The organism is Streptomyces sp. NPDC020742 (assembly GCF_040641675.1).
Lineage (GTDB): Bacteria > Actinomycetota > Actinomycetes > Streptomycetales > Streptomycetaceae > Streptomyces.
The window spans coordinates 54,111-70,242 of sequence record NZ_JBFAEA010000019.1 but is presented as its reverse complement, the minus strand read 5'-3'; the positions used below and the strand labels follow the sequence as shown (position 1 = coordinate 70,242).

Sequence of the window (16,132 nt, the reverse complement as noted above, 5' to 3'; positions counted from 1 at the left end):
CCCCTGTCACCGACCTCCGCAGGTCTCAACCCGCCGGGCGAACGCCGGTGCGCGTTCCGGGCGGATGCCCATGCCGCCCAGGTAGCCGGCGACGGTACGCAGGGGCGGCACATGGCGCATCAGGCGCACGGGAACCGGTAGCCGTGCGGGGTCGAGGGTGCCGTCCAGGGCGGAGCGGATCATCCGGTGCTCGGCCTCCTGCGCCTTCTGGAGGACGACCGTCGGCAGCTCCCGGCGCTGCTGGATCCGGGCCAGGTCGGCGGGTGTGACCCGACCGCGGCGCAGTGGGCTGGCGAGGATGCGGGCGGCGGCGACCGCGTCCTGCAGGGCCAGATTGACGCCGACGCCGCCGACCGGGGACATGGTGTGCGCCGAGTCCCCGATGCACAGCAGCCCGGGCCGGTACCAGCGCGGCAGCCGGCCGAAGGTCACCTCCAGCAGCTTGACGTCCTCCCACGAGCCGATGGTGCCGGTCACCGCGGCGTCCCAGCCGAACAGGGCGCCCAGCCGGTCCCGCAGCCACTGGACGTCCCGGGCGCGCAGCTCCTTGTCCCGCCCCTTGCCGATCAGGTAGGCGGTCTGGAGGTAGCTGCCGCGGTCCATGGTGACCGCCACCTGGCCGTCGCCGAAGCGTGCGAAGACCCGGCCGTCCGTGCGGGCGTCGGCACGGGGGTCCCCCCTGTGCATGGGGGTCCCCCCGCTTGAGCGAAGCCGAGAGTGGGGGAGCAGTGGAGAGCTTGGGGGCGCGTCGACCCGTACCTGCCAGACGTCCATGGGCACTTCGAACTGCCGCTGCCGCAGCCCGGCCGCCTCCCGTACGGCCGAGTCCCGGCCGTCGCAGGCCACCGTCAGCGCGGCGGCGAGCTCCCCGGGCCTGCCGTGCGCGTCGCGGAACCGTACGCCCGTCACCCGGCCGCCCTCGGTCCGCAGCCCGGTGACCTCGGTGTGCATCCGCAGGGTGAAGCCCGGCTCCGTGGCGGCGGCCTCGGCGAGCAGGGTGAGGAAGTCCCACTGCGGGACCATGGCGAAGTACTTGTGTCGGCCCGGGATGCGCCGCATGTCGCTCAGCACGACCGTGGTGTCCCCGATCTGCGCCCGCATCTCCGCCAGCTTGCGGATCGGCAGTCGCCCGAACTCCTCGCCCAGGCCCAGCTCGTCCAGCAGCCGGAGGGTCGACGGATGGACGGTGTCCCCCCGGAAGTCGCGCAGGAAGTCACCGTGCTTCTCCAGGACGGTCACCTCGACACCGGCCCTGGCCAGTAGCAGCCCCAGCATCATCCCCGCGGGTCCGCCCCCGGCGATGCAACACGTCGTGCGGTCCATGCCCTTGCCCCCTCGGCATTGTCTAACCGATCGGTCAGCAATCTAACCGATCGGTCAGACGGGCGGGGTGGCGCCCCTGCGTCAGGCCGCGGGCTGCTGTAGCACCAGCTCCCTCAGGACGTCCTCCATCGTCACCAGCCCGGCCAGCCGCCCGTCGTCGCCGATGGCCGCGGCCAGATGGGTGCGGGACCCGCGCATCGCCGTCAGGACGTCGTCGAGCGGGGTGGCCGCCTTGACGCGGGCGATCGGGCGCAGTGCGGAGACCGGGAACGGCACCTGCCGCGGGGTGGCGTCCAGGGCATCCTTGACGTGCAGATACCCGAGGATGCGGCGGGTGTCGTCGACGACCGGGAAGCGGGAGAAGCCCGACTCGGCGGCCAGCTGCTCCAGCTCCTCGGGGGTGATGCCCATCTGTGCGGAGACGACCTTCTCGACCGGCAGCACCACGTCCCGCACCGGGCGCCGGCCCAGCTCCAGGGCGTCCCGCAGCCGCTCCTGGGCCCGCTCGTCGAGCAGCCCGGCCTCCCGCGAGTCCTCGACCATCTTCGCCAGCTGGGCGTCCGAGAAGGTGGCGGCCACCTCGTCCCTGGTCTCCACCCGCAGCAGCTTGAGCAGCCCGTTGGCCAGCGCGTTCACCGCGAAGATCGCCGGCCGCAGCGCCCGGGTCAGCGCGACCAGCGGCGGCCCCAGGAGCAGCGCGCTGCGCACCGGCTCGGCCAGGGCGACGTTCTTCGGCACCATCTCGCCGACGAGCATGTGCAGGTACGTGGCCACGGTCAGCGCGATCACGAACGCGATGGGGTGGATCAGGGCGTCCGAGATGCCCACCGCGTGGAACACCGGCTCCAGCAGGTGCGCGATGGCCGGCTCGGCGACCGCGCCCAGCACCAGGGTGCACAGCGTGATGCCCAGCTGGGCGGCCGCCAGCAGCGCGGAGACATGCTGCAGACCCCAGAGCACCCGCTCCGCCCGGCGGTCCCCGCGCTCGGCGAACGGCTCGATCTGGCTGCGGCGTACCGAGATCAGCGCGAACTCGGCACCCACGAAGAAGGCGTTGACGACCAGCGTCAGCAGGCCCACGAACAGCTGGAACGCGGTCATCGGACGACCTCCGTACGCTGCTCGTCGGCGCTGCCCGGCTGCGGGGCGTGCAGCAGCACCCGCGCCGCGCGGTGGCCGGCGGCGTCCAAGACGTCCATCGACCAGCCCGCCACCTCCAGGTGGTCACCGGCCACCGGTATCCGGCCCAGCACGCTGGCGATCAGGCCGGCCAGCGTCTCGTACGGGCCATCCGGCAGCCGCAGGCCGATCCGCTCCAGCTGGTCGGTGCGCGCCGCGCCGTCGGCCTGGTAGAGGGGACGGCCCTCGGCATCCGCGCCGGCCGGCGCCAGGTCGGGGGTCTCCTGCGGATCGTGCTCGTCGCACACCTCGCCGACCACCTCCTCGACGATGTCCTCCAGCGTCACCACTCCCGCCGTGCCGCCGTACTCGTCGATGACCACGGCCATGGTGCGCTTGCCGGACAGCCGGTCCAGCAGCCGGTCGACGGTCAGCGTCGTGGGGACCAGCAAGGGTTCGCGCAGCAGGTCGGAGACCGGGTGGCGGGGACGGCGCTCGGCCGGGACGGCCAGTACGTCCTTGATGTGTGCCACGCCGACGACGCTGTCCAGGCTGCCGCGGTAGACGGGGAAGCGGGACAGCCCGGAGGCCCGGGTCGCGTTGGCGACGTCCTCGGCGGTGGACTGCACCTCCAGCGCCATCACCTGCACCCGCGGCGTCATCACGTTCTCCGCGGTCAGATCGGCGAGGTTGAGGGTACGGACGAACAGCTCGGCGGTGTCGGCCTCCAGCGCGCCCTCCTTGGCGGAGTGCCGGGCCAGCGCCACCAGCTCCTGGGGCCCGCGGGCGGAGGCCAGCTCCTCGGCCGGCTCCAGCCCCATCCGGCGGACCATGTGGTTGGCGGTGTTGTTTAGATGCCGGATGAACGGCTTGAAGGCGGCGCTGAAGCCGCGCTGTGCGGTGGCCACCCTCCGGGCGACCGCCAGCGGGTGGGAGATCGCCCAGTTCTTCGGGACCAGCTCACCGACGACCATCAGGACGACCGTCGAGAGCACCGTACCGAGGACCACGGCCAGCGACTCCGCCGCCGAGCGCGGCAGGCCCAGGGCGTCCAGCGGCCCGGCCAGCATGGTGGCGATGGCCGGCTTGGAGAGCATGCCGATGACCAGGCCGGTGACGGTGATGCCGAGCTGGGCGCCGGAGAGCTGGAAGGTCAGTCCGCGGACCGCCTTCAGGGCGCTGTCCGCGCCCCGGTCGCCGCGCTCCGCGGCGCGTTCGAGGTCGCTGCGCTCGACGGTGGTCAGGGAGAACTCCGCCGCCACGAAGACACCGCAGGCCAGGGTCAGCAGGAGTGCCACGCCCAGGAGGAGCAGGTCGGTCATCGAGTCACCTCCGTCCCATGATCGAACAGGATCGGGAGGTTCGCGCTCTGTCGCGGCAGTGCTCGACAACGACAACTAGGAGGTTCGCCCATGGCTGGACGCTCACACACCTTTCACCGGAGGAGGGAAGACCATGGTAAAGGATCAGCAAAGTTGTGGGTAAGGGGGGAGCTCGCCCGGTAGGTCCGGGCGGGCTCTCGGGGGTGTTCCGGCGGCGTCCGCCTCAGAGCAGATGCTTGACCCAGCGGCTCCACTGCGGCTCGGGCGCATAGCCCGCCGCGCGCCAGGCGTGCTGCGCCGTCTCGTTGCGGTCCAGCACCATCGCATCGCCGCGCCGGCCGCCCAGTGCACGGAACCGCTCCTCGGCGGCGGCCAGCAGCGCCCGGCCGGCGCCCTGACGGCGGTGGTCGGGGTGCACCGCCAGCCGGTAGAGGTGGCAGCGCCAGCCGTCGAAGCCGGCGATGACCGTGCCCACCAGCACCCCGTCCCGCTCCGCCAGCAGCAGCGACTCGGGGTCGCGGGCCACCAGCCGCTCCACTCCGTCGCCGTCGTCGCTGATGCTGGTGCCCTCGGCGGCGACCTTCCAGAAGGCGAGCACGGCATCGAGATCGGCCGGTGTCCCGGCCCGGACCTGAAGATCACTCATACGGCGATCCCACCACTGGTTCGCGCGCGGTGTCGAGCGGATTCCACGACCCGGAAGCCCCGCCCCGTCAGGTGCCGCTCAGCTCCTCCAGCACCGGCGCGAAGGCCTCCAGGAACGGGTCCAGCACGGTGACGTACGAGAATCCGTACCGCTCCCGGCGCTCCCGCAGCTGCTCGGCCATCTGCCGCGGCGTCCCGATCAGCAGCGTCGGCATGTCCAGCGCCTGCTCCTCGTCCACCCCCATGTCCAGCGCGGCGATGTCCCGGGCGGCCGCCCGCCGGTCGTCGGTGACCACCACGCGCTGGACGAGGATGTTCCGCTCGGCGGGCTCCGGGCGCCCGGCCGCGTACTCCTGATACCGGTTCACCGAGGCCGCCACCTCCTCGGCGGGCAGCAGCTCCAGCGTGCCCTCGGGCTTGCCGGGCGCCTGCCGGCCGCCGCTGAACGCCGCGATCTCGGCGTGCCGCGCCGCCAGCCGCAGCATCCGCGGGCCGTTACCGCCGATCAGCAGCGGCGGCCGCGGCCGCTGGGCGGGCCGCGGCAGGTGCTCGGCGTCGCCCAGCAGCCGGTCCAACTCCCCGATGGTGCGGGCGAGATGGTCCACCCGTTCACGGGGCGATCCCCAGGGCAGTCCGGCCTGCTCGTGCTCGGCGCGGACGTACCCCGTCCCCAGCCCGAGCTCCAGCCGCCCGCCGGTGAGCGCGTCGGTGGTGGCGACCTCGCGGGCCAGCAGCGCGGGGTTCCAGAAGCCCGCATTGAGGACGAAGGTGCCCACCCGAGGGCGCTCGGTCGCCTCCGCCGCGGCAACCAGCGCGGGGAACGGCGACGGCCACCCGAGGTGGTCCGGAACCAGCAGGACGTCGTAGCCCAGCGCCTCCGCGCGCCGGCACTTCTCGCGCCACGCGGTGCCCGTGTCGAGGGTGAGCAGATTGATGCCGAAGCGGAACGGACGTGTCATGAGGCCCCCTTGGAGAATGCTCGGCCGACGTCGAGCATGATCGGTCCCCGCCCATGCAACCATGATCCGTTCGAAAACGGAGGCGGTTTCCTCTTCGCTCCCGGCCGGTCCGCCCCGGGCCGGGTGCCCGTCCCTCGACGAGGACCTCGACGCCCTCCGCCGCTGACGCGGCCCCGCCCACTCCTTGCGGTCCGGTCGCGGTCGCGTGCGCCCGCCTGCTCAGCCCGGGCGAGGAGGGTTTCGGTCGGCCACGGCCGCCCTCTTCCTCGCCCGGGCCCGGTCGAGGGACCATGCGCCCAGAGCCGTCAGGACGGCCGCCCCCGCCCCGTACACCGGCAGCCACAGGGTCGTCGTGGCCGCCAGGCAGTCGGCCACGGCGGTATGGCTCTGGACCGCCTGCGCATGGGCCAGGGCGCCGCTGTCGCGGCCGGCGAGGTTCGCGAGTGCGGCCTCGGCCCGGATCCCCTCGTACGTGCCCAGCTCGGGACACACACCACGGGTGCCCGGCATCGGGAAGAGCCGCGCCCAGCGCTGCAGCATGGGGGCCAGGGTGATCGCCACGCACAGGCCGACGACCAGTGCATACGCCACCAGGTTCCGTGCGTACACGGATCCCTGGCCGGGCCGGCGTACCGGCAGTCGGTAGAAGGAGAAGATCACCGCAAGCAGTGTCACCCCGATGTAGGTGGAGAACCACTGCCAGGAACCCTGCGCGAGTGCGGCCGTGAGCACGGCGGCGAGCGCAATGCCGATGACCCCCGGCTGACCGGGAGTGTCATGGTCCGGGCCGATGGAGGTCGATGGCCGGGCTTCTCGAAGGCTGGGGTGGTCGCGCATGGTCTCTCCCGCAGGGTGCGAAGGCCCTCACAGCATCCGGGCACCTCGCGCCTGGCCATGGCGCCATGCCGGGCCGGCGCACCAGCCCCGCCCGGTTGGCGGGGCGTGGCGCGGACGCAGCCGCAGGGGCCGGAGCCGCACCGTCTCCCGCCCCGTGGGAATGCCGGCCCGTCAAGCGCCCTACCGGGACGGTCTCCCCGTGCTGAGCGCACCCGCGAGATTCGTGCCGCTCCCTCCGGTCAGTCCCCGCACCGGGACCGGGCCGCCACTCCGGCGAGCGTGATGATCTCCGGGCTGCGGTCGGTGAGCGGGGAGCGGTCCCAATCGCCGTACTGCTCCTCGACCGTCAGCCCGGCGGCGCGCAGCCACCCGGTCAGCGACGCCGCGTCCCAGAACCGCAGACTGCTCCACCGCACCCGGTCCCCGTCGGGCAGGGAGCAGGTCTCGGAGAAGCGCACGAGGTCACCGCGGACCGGCAGTTCGACGCGGTGCGCGATGCGCGCCGTGATACCGGCATCGGTCACCTCGGTCGCCCGGTCCGGCGTCCACCGCTCCCAGGGCCGCACCAGCGGGTTACGGGTCTCGAAGGCGAAGCGTCCGCCGTCGGCCAGCGCCGTGCGGACCGCCGTCAGCGTGCCGCGCAGCGCCGCATCGGTGGTGAGGCACTGGAAGGCATGGCCGGTCATCACGACCAGGTCGAACGCCGCGCCATGGCCGGCGTCGGTGTCCAGACACGAGGCGTCGCCGGGGATCCACTCGATGTCCGTGCGGCGCCGGGCCCGGCCGAGCATCGCCGCCGACGGGTCGAGTCCGCACAGCCGGCCGGTGTGGCCGCGCTCCCGGGCGCGGTGCAGCAGCGTGCCCGTACCGCACCCAATGTCCAGGACGGCGCGGGCCGACCGCACCAGGCCGAGGTAGAAATCGTCGCTCGGCCCCCAGGGGTTGAGGAGGTCGTACCGCCGCGCGTCGTCGTCGCCGAAGGCGTCATCCGTCATCGGCGCAGTGTGCCCCGGGTGGCCGTCGGTCACACGGGAAGGTCCAGCGGGCCCGATCCGCCGAGCGCCGGCGCCAGCCAGCCGGGGGCCGCGGCCCGGAAAGCGGCCGGCGGCAGCGTGCCGGAACTCTCCGGGACCACCCCCAGGAGCGGGGCACCCGCCGCGTCCGGGAGATCCGACAGATTGCAGCGGGACGCGAGGTCGGGTGCCGCCGGCCAGCTGCCGATGACGACCCCCGCGCAGCGCAGCCCGTGGGTGCGCAGCGCCAGCGCGGTCAGCGCGGTGACATTGAGCGTGCCCAGCCCGGCCTGGGCGACCACCAGGACCGGGGCGTCCGCCAGCCGTGCGGCATCGGCGAGGGTGTGCCCGTCCGCGTCGAAGCGTACGAGCAGCCCGCCGGCGCCCTCGACCAGCACCAGGTCGTGCGAGGCGGCCAGCTTCGCCGCGGCCCCGGCGATCTCCTGCGGGCCCACCGTCGCCAGGCCGGCGCGCAGCGCGGCCGTCGCGGGCGCCAACGGCTCGGGGAACCGCGCCAGTTCGAGCGTGGTGACCGCGCCGGCCAGCCGCTCGACCTCCGCCGCATCGCCCGCCTCGTCCGGCCCGACGCCGGTCTGCGCCGGTTTGAGCACCGCCACCGAACGGCCCTGCGCGCAGGCCGCCGCGGCGATCGCGGCGGTGGTCACGGTCTTCCCGATCTCCGTGCCCGTGCCCGTCACGAACAGTACCGACATCTCGTCCCTCTCCCTCTGTCCGTCTCCGGGGCCGTCAGCCCTCGCGGGCCGCTGCGCACACCGCGGCGCAGATCCGGGCCACGTCCTCGTCACCGGTGATGTACGGCGGCATGGTGTAGATCAGGTCGCGGAAGGGGCGCAGCCAGACGCCCTCCCGGACCGCCGCCCGGGTCGCCGCGGCCATGTCCACCGCCCGGTCGAGCTGCACCACGCCGATCGCGCCCAGCACCCGTACGTCCCGCACCCCGGGAATCCCGCGGGCCGCCGCCAGCCGCTCCCGCAGCCCGGTCTCGATCCGGCGGACCTCGCCCGCCCAGTCCTGCGACAGCAGCAGCCCGATCGAGGCGTCCGCGACCGCGGCGGCGAGCGGATTGCCCATGAACGTGGGCCCGTGGGCCAGCACCGGCAGCTCGCCGCGGGCGATGCCGTCGGCGACCTCGCTGGTGCACAACGTCGCCGCCATCGTGAGGTACCCGCCGGTCAGCGCCTTGCCGATGCACATCACATCGGGCGCGATGCCGGCGTGATCGGCGGCGAAGAGCGCACCGGTACGGCCGAAGCCGGTGGCTATCTCGTCCAGGACCAGCAGCACGCCGTGCGCATCGCACGCCTCCCGCAGCACCCGCAGGTACCCGGGGGAGTGGAACCGCATCCCGCCGGCGCCCTGCACCACCGGCTCCACGATCACCGCCGCCAGCTCCTCGGCGTGCCGGCCGATCAGCTCGCGCAGGTGCGCGGCGTACGCCTCGTCCGGCGCGGCGTCGAAGCCGGCCGGCGGCGCGTCCGCGAAGACCTGCCGCGGCAGCGCCCCCTGCCACAGCTCGTGCATCCCGCCGTCCGGGTCACACACCGACATCGGCTGCCAGGTGTCGCCGTGGTAGCCGCCCCGCCAGGTCAGCAGCCGCTGCTTGCGCGGCTTGCCGACCGAGCGCCAGTACTGCAGGCACATCTTGACCGCGACCTCGACCGACACCGAACCGGAGTCGGCGAGGAAGACGTGCTGCAGCGGCTCCGGAGTGATGTCGACCAGCCGCTTGGCCAGCCGGACGCCGGGCTCGTGGGTGAGCCCGCCGAACATCACATGGCTCATCCGCTCCAGCTGGCCACGCGCCGCCTCGTTGAGCACCGGGTGGTTGTAGCCGTGCACCGCCGACCACCACGACGACATGCCGTCCACCAACTCGTGCTGGCCCTCGGCGGGTTCGACCAGCCGCAGCCGGACACCGGACGCCGAGGCCACCGCGAGCGGTTCGGCCGTGCCGGGCATCGGTGCGTACGGGTGCCAGACGTGCTGCCGGTCGAGAGCGAGCAGTTCGCGCGGGGCGAGCGGCTCAGGCATTGGGCGGGAGGTCGGTGCCGGCGCCGCGGCGGCGCACCGAGACCAGGTCCCGGCGGGTCTCGTCGGACGGCGCGGGGACGGCGGTGGGCTCCTCGGCGGTGCCGCCGTCCGCGGACGGTGCCGGGTGGCCGCCGCAGCCCGGCCGGCGGTGCTCGGGCAGCGTGGTGGTCTCGGCGCCCTCCACCTCGAAGCCGGCGTCCGCGATCATCGCCAGGTCGTCCTTGCCGGCCTGGCCCTCACTGGTCAGGTAGTCGCCCAGGAAGATCGAGTTGACCAGGTGCAGCGCGAGCGGCTGCATGCTGCGCAGGTGCACCTCCCGGCCGCCGGCCAGCCGCACCTCGATGTCCGGGCAGACGAACCGGACCATCGCCAGGATGCGCAGGGCGCGCTGCGGGGTGAGGTTCCACTCCTTGGCCAGCGGGGTGCCCTCGAACGGGATCAGGAAGTTGACCGGCACCGAGTCCGGGTCCAACTCGCGCAGCGCGAAGACCACATCGACCAGGTCGGCGTCGCTCTCTCCCATGCCCGCGATCAGGCCGGAGCAGGCGGACATGCCCGCCTCCTGGGCCTGCTGGACCGTCGAGACCCGGTCGGAGAAGTCATGGGTGGTGCAGATGTCGCCGTAGGTGGCTTCCGAGGTGTTGAGGTTGTGGTTGTAGGCATCCGCGCCCGCAGACCGCAGCCGCTCGGCCTGGCCGTCGGAGAGCAGCCCCAGACAGGCGCACACCTCCACGCCCTCGTTCTGCTCCTTGATGGCGGAGATGGTCTCCGAAACCCGGTCCACGTCCTTGTCCGTGGGGCCGCGTCCGCTGGCCACCAGGCAGACCCGCTTGGCGCCACCGGCCACCCCCGCGGCGGCCGACTCGGCGGCCTGATCGGGCTTGAGCCAGGTGTACTTGAGGATCTCGGCCTTCGATCCCAGCCGCTGCGAGCAGTACGAGCAGTCCTCGGGGCACAGGCCCGACTTCAGATTGACCAGGTAGTTGAGCTTGACCCGCCGCCCGAACCACTGGCGGCGTACCTTTCCGGCCGCGGCCACGACGTCAAGCAGAGCGTCATCGGACGTTGCCAGGACGGCCAACGCCTCTTCACGGGTCGGCAACTCGCGCCGCAGTCCCTTGTCCACCAGTGTGTTCAGCAGGTCCATGGCGATGATCCTGTCTTACGTCCCCCCTCCCGGGAAAGGAGGATCCCCACAACGACTCCCGATCGGGGTGTGTGTATCACCACACTGTGACCCTGCGGAACGACCGCTAACGTCTATCGACAGCCCACAATCGAGGCCGACAGACTAAGGACGCCGATGCCGCAGGACTCCGCCCCTCCGCTGCTGTACGACGCCCCGCCCGCGCCCCCCGCGGAGGCCTCCGGGGAGCCCTCCGCCGCGACCGGCGCCCCGGCGCACCAGGCGGCCTTCGACTGGCTGGAAACGGCGCGTGCCGAACGTCAACGGGCGGGCCTGGTGCGCACCCTGCGGCCCCGGCCGGCGGACTCCCCGCTGCTGGATCTGGCGAGCAATGACTACCTGGGGCTCGCCCGGCACCCTGAGGTCACCCATGGCGCGGCCGAGGCCGCACATCGCTGGGGCGCCGGGGCCACCGGTTCCCGCCTGGTCACCGGCAGCACCGAGCTGCATGCCCGCCTGGAGGAGGAACTCGCCGCGTTCTGCGGCTTCGAGGCCGCCCTGGTGCTGTCGTCCGGCTACGCCGCCAACCTCGCCGCCGTCACCGCGCTCACCGGCCCCGGCACCCTGGTCGTCTCCGACGCCGGTAACCACGCCTCCCTCATCGACGGCTGCCGGCTCTCCCGCGCCCGTACCGAGATCGCCGCGCACGCCGACCCGGACGCCGTACGCACCGCGCTGACCGGCCACGACGGCCGGGCGCTGGTCGTCACCGACGCGGTGTTCTCGGTCGACGGCGACGCCGCGCCGCTGCCGGCGCTGGCCGCGGCCTGCCGGAGTCGGGGTGCCGCGCTGCTGGTCGACGACGCGCACGGCCTCGGGGTGCTGGGCGAGGGGGGCCGGGGCGCCCTGTCGGCCGCCGGGCTGGCCGGCGACGGCGATGTGGTGGCCACCATGACGCTCTCCAAGTCGCTGGGCTCCCAGGGCGGTGCGGTGCTCGGCCCGGCCCGGGTCATCGAGCACTTGGTCAACACCGCCCGGACGTTCATCTTCGACACCGGTCTCGCCCCGGCGGCGGCCGGCGGCGCGCTCGCCGCGCTGCGGCTGCTGGCCCGTGAGCCGCACCGCGCCGCCCGGGCCGGCGAGGTCGCCCGTACTCTGCACGCCCGGCTGACCGCGGCGGGCCTGGCGGCGGTACGGCCGGACGCCGCGGTGGTCTCGGTCCGCGCCCCGTCACCGGACGCCGCGGTCCGCTGGGCCGCGGACTGCCGCGCGGCCGGTCTCGCGGTCGGCTGCTTCCGGCCGCCGTCCGTGCCCGACGGGATATCCCGGCTGCGGCTGACCGCCCGGGGAGACCTGACCGACGGCCAGATCGACCGGGCGGTCGGCATCATCGTCGCCACCGCCCCGGCCGACTGACGGCCGGCACGGCAGCCCCGACCCGCGAGCCCGGGGCCCGCACACCGCGAGGACAGGCTGCCCGGACCCGCGACGAGTGCCGGCACACCGGCAAGGACGGGCCGATGACACCGGCGAGGACGGGCCGATCACGCCGCGCACGGCGGGTCGGGCGCCGGGGCGGAGAGGGGCCTGGAGGGCCCACCGGTGTCCGGTACATCCCAAATCCAGTCTCGCGTCGCAGAGTTCACCGCATCGGGCGACAGATCTCCCTAGATGGTGGTGGATCGGGCACCGCACCGGCAGCATGAGGGGTCACTCTGGCGCACAGCAGAAGTCCGAGGCCGTACCGGTGCCCCGAGCGGCACCCCGGCTCCAGGTCAGTGGACCGGAGCCGGCCTCGGTGGGAAAGGGACAGCGTCGCGATGGCAGACCACCAGGAATCCGCACTCACCCTGCCGAGCGCCCCGGCCTCGGTCGTCCACGCCCGTAGACACACGCTGGCCGTGCTCGCCTCATGGGGGCTGCCGGCCGACTCCGAGCTCGCCGACTCCGTTCGCCTGATCGTCTCCGAACTCGCCACCAACGCCGTCCAGCACACGCTCGGCCAGTCCCCGACGTTCACCGTCGAACTGCGGCTCGACCGCGACGAGGTGCTGGCCGTCGGCGTCACCGACAGCCATCCGCGCCGCCCGCGGCGGCTGCCCGCCGCGGTCCAGCAGGACAACGGCCGGGGCCTGGTCATCATCCGTTTCCTCGCTGCCGAGGCCGGCGGCCGGATGTCGGTCGTGCCCACCCGGTGCGGCGGCAAGACCGTGCGGATCACCCTGCCGTGGAGAGTCGCGGTCGGCTGACCGGCGGCTGCAGGAACCTTTCGCTACGGCCCCGCGCACCGGGCCCGGCCGCTCAGGGCTCGCCGGCCCGGCATCCGGGCTCGCCGGTCCGGCGGCTCGGGACCCGCCCGCCCAGCCGCCCCAGTGGCGCGTCCGCGGCTCAGCGCACCCGCCCGTACCAGACCGCGCGGCTCCAGATCTTCTCCAGCCGGACCACCTGGCCGGTCTTGGGCGCATGCCACATCAGGCCCCGGCCCGCGTAGATCCCGACGTGGTAGACGCCGCGGGTCGAGTGGAAGAAGACCAGGTCGCCGCGCTTGCGGCTCCAGGCGGGGATATGCCGGGTCTGGCCGTACTGCGCGGCGGCGCTGCGGGGCAGGGCCCGTCCGGCGCGCCTGAAGGAGTACAGCGTCAGCCCCGAGCAGTCGAAGCGGTGCGGCCCCTGTGCCCCGTACTGGTAGGGCGATCCCCGCTTGGAGGCCGCGATCCGCAGCGCATAGGCGGCGACGGAGGCGGCTTCGGCGTCCGGGGCCGCCCCCGGAGCGAGGGCGGCCCCGCCGAGCGTGGCCAGTGTCAGGACCGACACGGTGCTGGCGCGTGCCAGCAGATTCGGCGTATGCGTGCGCACGGTCATGCGCAGACCCTTCGTCAGCCGCCTGCGAAGGGATACCTGTCGGGTTCGGGCTGGCGAAGATGCCCGGCCGTGCACACGGCTTCACCCCAAGGAGTCCGTCGGCCGCAAAGCCCCGGACCCCGTCCTGCTTGGGTCCTCCGCTCCCGCCGATCCACCTTGTCGACCGGACGTCCGGTACGGCGGCGGGATTGGGCGCCCGTCCGGACCGCCCCGCCGCTGTGGCGGGGTCTTGTCGTCGAAGGGATCGTCACGCACAAAGCGCCCGAATTCCGAGCTGAAATTGGCGTATGTGACATGCGCCACATTTGGTCCAAATGGTGAAAAATGTTCCGTCAGGTGGCGGGGCACGGGGTGTCGCAACGTCGGGACCAGGAGCGAAACATCGCAGGCCGATGGAATTGCGTTCGACCTCCGCAATTTGTCGCCCCCTTATGGCGGGCGTGGACGCTACGCCGTCCGGGCAGGCGCGCGTGTCGCGTCACCGCCCGTCCTGCGGCGGCACCGTCACCAGTCCGGCCCGCCGCTCACCGTCCAGCACCCGCATCGCCTGGGCCAGCGTCCCGCGGTGGAACTCGCTCTCCCCGCGCTGGTGCATCAGGGTCAGGGCGTCGCGCAGCGCGGTGGCCTTGCCCACCAGGGCCTGTGCGGCGCGCAGCCCGCTGTAGGTGTGGCCGGCGCGGGCCGGATTGATCCGCCCCAGTAGGTCGAGCACCTCCAGGTAGCGGTCGATCAGCTCGCCCTCGGCGCGGGTCAGCGCGGGCAGCGGCGGCGGTTCCGGCGGCAGCATCCGGCTCACCGGTCGACCGGCGCGGGGGTCTGCTTGCGGCTGCGGGTGAGCCCGTCGATCAGGCCGTACTCCTGGGCGGCCTGGGCGTCGAAGAACCGGTCGCGCTCGATGTCGGCGGCGATCCGCTCGCGGGGCTGGCCGGTGTGCCGCGCCAGCATCTCCTCCAGCATGGCGCGGGTGCGCAGCAGTTCGTCCGCCTGGATCTGTAGATCGGTGGCTTGCCCCTCGACGGGTTCGCCGAACGCCGGCTGGTGGATCAGGATCCGGGCGCCGGGCAGCGCCAGCCGTTTGCCGGGTGCGCCGGCGGCCAGCAGGACCGCGGCGGCGGAGGCGGCCTGTCCCAGGCAGACGGTGCCCACGTCGCAGGACACGAAGCGCATCGTGTCGTAGATGGCGGTCATCGCGGTGAGGGAGCCGCCGGGGGAGTTGATGTAGAGCCAGATGTCCTGCTCGGGCGCGGCGTGTTCGAGGTGTACGAGCTGGGCCATGACGTCGTTCGCGGAGGCGTCGTCGACGGGCGTGCCCAGGAAGACGATCCGCTCGCCGAGCAGCTTGGAGTAGGGGTCCAGGGTGCGGGTGCCCTGGGAGGTGCGCTCGGTGAACTCCGGAAGGACATAGCGGGCCGTTGGCTGGTGCATGAACTGCTCCTCTCCTCCGTGCAAAATGTACAGGACGTACATCCCGTTAGAATGGGAGCATGGCTTATGAAATTCCGGTGACGCAAGCCCGAGCCGAGCTGGCGGATCTGATCAACCGCGTGGTGTACGGCGGCGAGCGGGTGGTCGTCACCCGCCACGGCAAGCCGCTGGTGGCGCTGGTTTCCGCCGCTGACCTGCAGCTGCTCGAGGAGCTGGGGCGGCGCGAGGAGGGCGCTGAGGACGCTCAGGTGATCAGTACGGTCTCCAGTGTGCGGCAGCTGCCGTCCGCTCCGGGCGAACGGCGGCGGTTCGGAATCGCCGCGGAACACCGCGACCCGGCCGCCGGGGACCGGCGACCGGGTCGGGAGGGCTGACGGTCAGCGCGCGCTGACCGTGCGGGCGGCGGGGTGGCCTTAGGAGCTGAGCTCCCACACCGCGTGGGCGATGGCGTCGGAGTTGTTGTCCAGCGCCTTGTCGTCCAGGTTCTTGGAGGTGTCGCAGGACTGGTGGTAGCAGGCGTCGAACGCCTTGCCCGCCTCACCGCCCCAGTTCTTCGCCTGCGCCTCGGTCTTCTTGTAGTCCGCGCCGGAGAAGAGGCCGCCGACGGCGATGCCCGCGTCCTTGAAGGGGGCGTGGTCGGAACGGCCGTCGCCCTCGGTCTCCTTCTCGGTGGCGATGTTCTTCTTGGCGAAGAAGTCCTTGAAGACCTTCTCCAGTCGGCTGTCGTCGTCGTAGACGAAGTAGCCCGGGTTCGGCGAGCCGATCATGTCGAAGTTGAGGTACGAGTCGATCTTCGACTTGTCGGCGCCCAGCTTCTCGACGTACGACTGCGAGCCGACCATGCCGTCCTCCTCGTCGCCGAACCAGGCGAACCGGAGGTGCTTGGTGGGCTTGAGGTCCGCCTTGGCGACCGCGAGGGCGACCTCCAGGATGCCGGCCGAGCCGGAGCCGTTGTCGTTGATGCCGGGGCCGGCGTCGACCGAGTCCAGGTGGGCGCCGGACATCACGGTCTTGCTCTCGTCGCCGCCCGGCCAGTCGGCGATGACGTTGTAGCCCTTGGCGCCGTTGTTGTCGAACTCCTGGAGCTGGGTCTTGAACCCGGCCTTGTCCAGCTTGCCCTTGATGAAGTCGACGGACGCCTTGTACCCGGCCTGTCCGTGGGCGCGGTTGCCGCCGTTGGCGTCCGCGATCGACTGGAGCTGGTCCAGATCGGCCTTGACGGCCTTGACGTCGATGTCCGGGGCGGCCGCCGGTGCGGGGTCGGCCTGGGCGCCGGCCGCGGTGAACAGGGTGGCGGCCAGGGCGGTGACGGTGCCGGTGGCCAGCGCGATCCGGCGTATTCGTGCAGAACGAGACACTGTAAGGCTCCGATACTGATGTGGGGGGATGGTGCGGAGCGGATGGGGTGCGCAGCAGCGCACTTTGACGCGCACATGAGGATTGCGATCA

General features: G+C 72.8%; 17 protein-coding genes and 1 riboswitch. Of the genes, 3 read left to right on the top strand and 14 right to left on the bottom strand.

All coding sequences use genetic code 11. From position 1 onward, the window contains the following. Positions 1-6 precede the first annotated feature (6 nt). From AB0G84_RS27105 to bioB, 10 genes are all read right to left on the bottom strand, one after another. On the bottom strand, positions 7-1,323 hold the full coding sequence (locus AB0G84_RS27105; protein ID WP_361325990.1) for an FAD-dependent oxidoreductase: 1,317 nt from the start codon (positions 1,321-1,323) through the stop codon (positions 7-9). An 81-nt stretch (positions 1,324-1,404) separates the two neighbouring features. Then, positions 1,405-2,424 carry a hemolysin family protein gene (locus AB0G84_RS27100; RefSeq protein WP_361325987.1) on the bottom strand — a complete coding sequence of 340 codons (1,020 nt, stop codon included), beginning with the start codon at positions 2,422-2,424 and terminating at the stop codon, positions 1,405-1,407. Then, positions 2,421-3,764 carry a hemolysin family protein gene (locus AB0G84_RS27095; protein ID WP_361325984.1) on the bottom strand — a complete coding sequence of 448 codons (1,344 nt, stop codon included), beginning with the start codon at positions 3,762-3,764 and terminating at the stop codon, positions 2,421-2,423. Before AB0G84_RS27095 ends, AB0G84_RS27100 begins: the two co-directional genes overlap by 4 nt. A 223-nt stretch (positions 3,765-3,987) precedes the next feature. Then, positions 3,988-4,410: a GNAT family N-acetyltransferase gene (locus AB0G84_RS27090; protein ID WP_361325981.1), complete on the bottom strand. Its 423-nt coding sequence runs from the start codon at positions 4,408-4,410 to the stop codon at positions 3,988-3,990. A 67-nt stretch (positions 4,411-4,477) separates the two neighbouring features. Beyond that, entirely contained in the window at positions 4,478-5,368 is an 891-nt protein-coding gene (locus AB0G84_RS27085) for a TIGR03621 family F420-dependent LLM class oxidoreductase (protein ID WP_361325979.1), read from the bottom strand. A gap of 219 nt (positions 5,369-5,587) precedes the next feature. Continuing rightward, positions 5,588-6,205 (bottom strand): hypothetical protein, encoded by a 618-nt coding sequence (locus tag AB0G84_RS27080; protein ID WP_361325976.1) that lies wholly within the window; start codon positions 6,203-6,205, stop codon positions 5,588-5,590. A gap of 239 nt (positions 6,206-6,444) precedes the next feature. After that, positions 6,445-7,200 carry a class I SAM-dependent methyltransferase gene (locus AB0G84_RS27075; RefSeq protein WP_361325974.1) on the bottom strand — a complete coding sequence of 252 codons (756 nt, stop codon included), beginning with the start codon at positions 7,198-7,200 and terminating at the stop codon, positions 6,445-6,447. A 29-nt stretch (positions 7,201-7,229) separates the two neighbouring features. Beyond that, on the bottom strand, positions 7,230-7,931 hold the full coding sequence (gene bioD / locus AB0G84_RS27070) for a dethiobiotin synthase (protein WP_361325971.1): 702 nt from the start codon (positions 7,929-7,931) through the stop codon (positions 7,230-7,232). Positions 7,932-7,965: 34 nt separating this feature from the next. Continuing rightward, positions 7,966-9,270, bottom strand: coding sequence for an adenosylmethionine--8-amino-7-oxononanoate transaminase (locus AB0G84_RS27065; RefSeq protein WP_361325968.1), 1,305 nt, complete (start codon positions 9,268-9,270; stop codon positions 7,966-7,968). After that, the gene (gene bioB / locus AB0G84_RS27060; RefSeq protein ID WP_361325965.1) at positions 9,263-10,417 is read right to left on the bottom strand and encodes a biotin synthase BioB; all 1,155 of its coding nucleotides are present in this window, start codon (positions 10,415-10,417) and stop codon (positions 9,263-9,265) included. Before bioB ends, AB0G84_RS27065 begins: the two co-directional genes overlap by 8 nt. Positions 10,418-10,573: 156 nt before the next feature. On the opposite strand from bioB, the gene AB0G84_RS27055 reads away from it, so the two are divergent. Both AB0G84_RS27055 and AB0G84_RS27050 read left to right on the top strand, forming a co-directional pair. Continuing rightward, complete coding sequence (locus tag AB0G84_RS27055; protein ID WP_361325963.1) at positions 10,574-11,812, top strand: 8-amino-7-oxononanoate synthase; 1,239 nt, start codon at positions 10,574-10,576, stop codon at positions 11,810-11,812. A 404-nt stretch (positions 11,813-12,216) separates the two neighbouring features. Beyond that, the gene (locus AB0G84_RS27050; protein ID WP_361325960.1) at positions 12,217-12,645 is read left to right on the top strand and encodes an ATP-binding protein; all 429 of its coding nucleotides are present in this window, start codon (positions 12,217-12,219) and stop codon (positions 12,643-12,645) included. Between the two features lie 139 nt (positions 12,646-12,784). Here the strand turns inward: AB0G84_RS27050 and AB0G84_RS27045 are convergent, their stop codons facing one another. The 3 genes from AB0G84_RS27045 to AB0G84_RS27035 form a co-directional block, all read right to left on the bottom strand. Further along, entirely contained in the window at positions 12,785-13,258 is a 474-nt protein-coding gene (locus AB0G84_RS27045) for a C40 family peptidase (RefSeq protein WP_361325957.1), read from the bottom strand. Positions 13,259-13,262: 4 nt separating this feature from the next. After that, positions 13,263-13,463: riboswitch (cyclic di-AMP (ydaO/yuaA leader) on the bottom strand. Between the two features lie 273 nt (positions 13,464-13,736). Next, entirely contained in the window at positions 13,737-14,045 is a 309-nt protein-coding gene (locus AB0G84_RS27040) for a hypothetical protein (protein WP_361325954.1), read from the bottom strand. A 5-nt stretch (positions 14,046-14,050) separates the two neighbouring features. Beyond that, positions 14,051-14,683, bottom strand: a complete 633-nt coding sequence (locus tag AB0G84_RS27035; protein WP_361325952.1) for an ATP-dependent Clp protease proteolytic subunit — start codon at positions 14,681-14,683, stop codon at positions 14,051-14,053. A 59-nt stretch (positions 14,684-14,742) separates the two neighbouring features. Between AB0G84_RS27035 and AB0G84_RS27030 the strand changes: the two genes are divergently transcribed. Further along, positions 14,743-15,057, top strand: coding sequence for a type II toxin-antitoxin system Phd/YefM family antitoxin (locus tag AB0G84_RS27030; protein WP_361325949.1), 315 nt, complete (start codon positions 14,743-14,745; stop codon positions 15,055-15,057). A 39-nt stretch (positions 15,058-15,096) separates the two neighbouring features. Here the strand turns inward: AB0G84_RS27030 and AB0G84_RS27025 are convergent, their stop codons facing one another. Next, positions 15,097-16,041 carry a M28 family metallopeptidase gene (locus AB0G84_RS27025; protein WP_361325946.1) on the bottom strand — a complete coding sequence of 315 codons (945 nt, stop codon included), beginning with the start codon at positions 16,039-16,041 and terminating at the stop codon, positions 15,097-15,099. Positions 16,042-16,132 lie beyond the last annotated feature (91 nt).

Excerpts from the sequence above, each read along its gene's own strand:
- AB0G84_RS27095 (WP_361325984.1), bottom strand. The coding sequence starts at position 3,764 with ATGACCGACCTGCTCCTCCTGGGCGTGGCACTCCTGCTGACCCTGGCC.
- AB0G84_RS27065 (WP_361325968.1), bottom strand. The coding sequence starts at position 9,270 with ATGCCTGAGCCGCTCGCCCCGCGCGAACTGCTCGCTCTCGACCGGCAG.
- AB0G84_RS27105 (WP_361325990.1), bottom strand. The coding sequence starts at position 1,323 with ATGGACCGCACGACGTGTTGCATCGCCGGGGGCGGACCCGCGGGGATG.
- bioB (WP_361325965.1), bottom strand. The coding sequence starts at position 10,417 with ATGGACCTGCTGAACACACTGGTGGACAAGGGACTGCGGCGCGAGTTG.
- bioD (WP_361325971.1), bottom strand. The coding sequence starts at position 7,931 with ATGTCGGTACTGTTCGTGACGGGCACGGGCACGGAGATCGGGAAGACC.
- AB0G84_RS27100 (WP_361325987.1), bottom strand. The coding sequence starts at position 2,424 with ATGACCGCGTTCCAGCTGTTCGTGGGCCTGCTGACGCTGGTCGTCAAC.
- AB0G84_RS27085 (WP_361325979.1), bottom strand. The coding sequence starts at position 5,368 with ATGACACGTCCGTTCCGCTTCGGCATCAATCTGCTCACCCTCGACACG.
- AB0G84_RS27045 (WP_361325957.1), bottom strand. The coding sequence starts at position 13,258 with ATGACCGTGCGCACGCATACGCCGAATCTGCTGGCACGCGCCAGCACC.
- AB0G84_RS27055 (WP_361325963.1), top strand. The coding sequence starts at position 10,574 with ATGCCGCAGGACTCCGCCCCTCCGCTGCTGTACGACGCCCCGCCCGCG.
- AB0G84_RS27080 (WP_361325976.1), bottom strand. The coding sequence starts at position 6,205 with ATGCGCGACCACCCCAGCCTTCGAGAAGCCCGGCCATCGACCTCCATC.
- AB0G84_RS27090 (WP_361325981.1), bottom strand. The coding sequence starts at position 4,410 with ATGAGTGATCTTCAGGTCCGGGCCGGGACACCGGCCGATCTCGATGCC.
- AB0G84_RS27030 (WP_361325949.1), top strand. The coding sequence starts at position 14,743 with ATGGCTTATGAAATTCCGGTGACGCAAGCCCGAGCCGAGCTGGCGGAT.
- AB0G84_RS27075 (WP_361325974.1), bottom strand. The coding sequence starts at position 7,200 with ATGACGGATGACGCCTTCGGCGACGACGACGCGCGGCGGTACGACCTC.
- AB0G84_RS27035 (WP_361325952.1), bottom strand. The coding sequence starts at position 14,683 with ATGCACCAGCCAACGGCCCGCTATGTCCTTCCGGAGTTCACCGAGCGC.
- AB0G84_RS27040 (WP_361325954.1), bottom strand. The coding sequence starts at position 14,045 with ATGCTGCCGCCGGAACCGCCGCCGCTGCCCGCGCTGACCCGCGCCGAG.
- AB0G84_RS27050 (WP_361325960.1), top strand. The coding sequence starts at position 12,217 with ATGGCAGACCACCAGGAATCCGCACTCACCCTGCCGAGCGCCCCGGCC.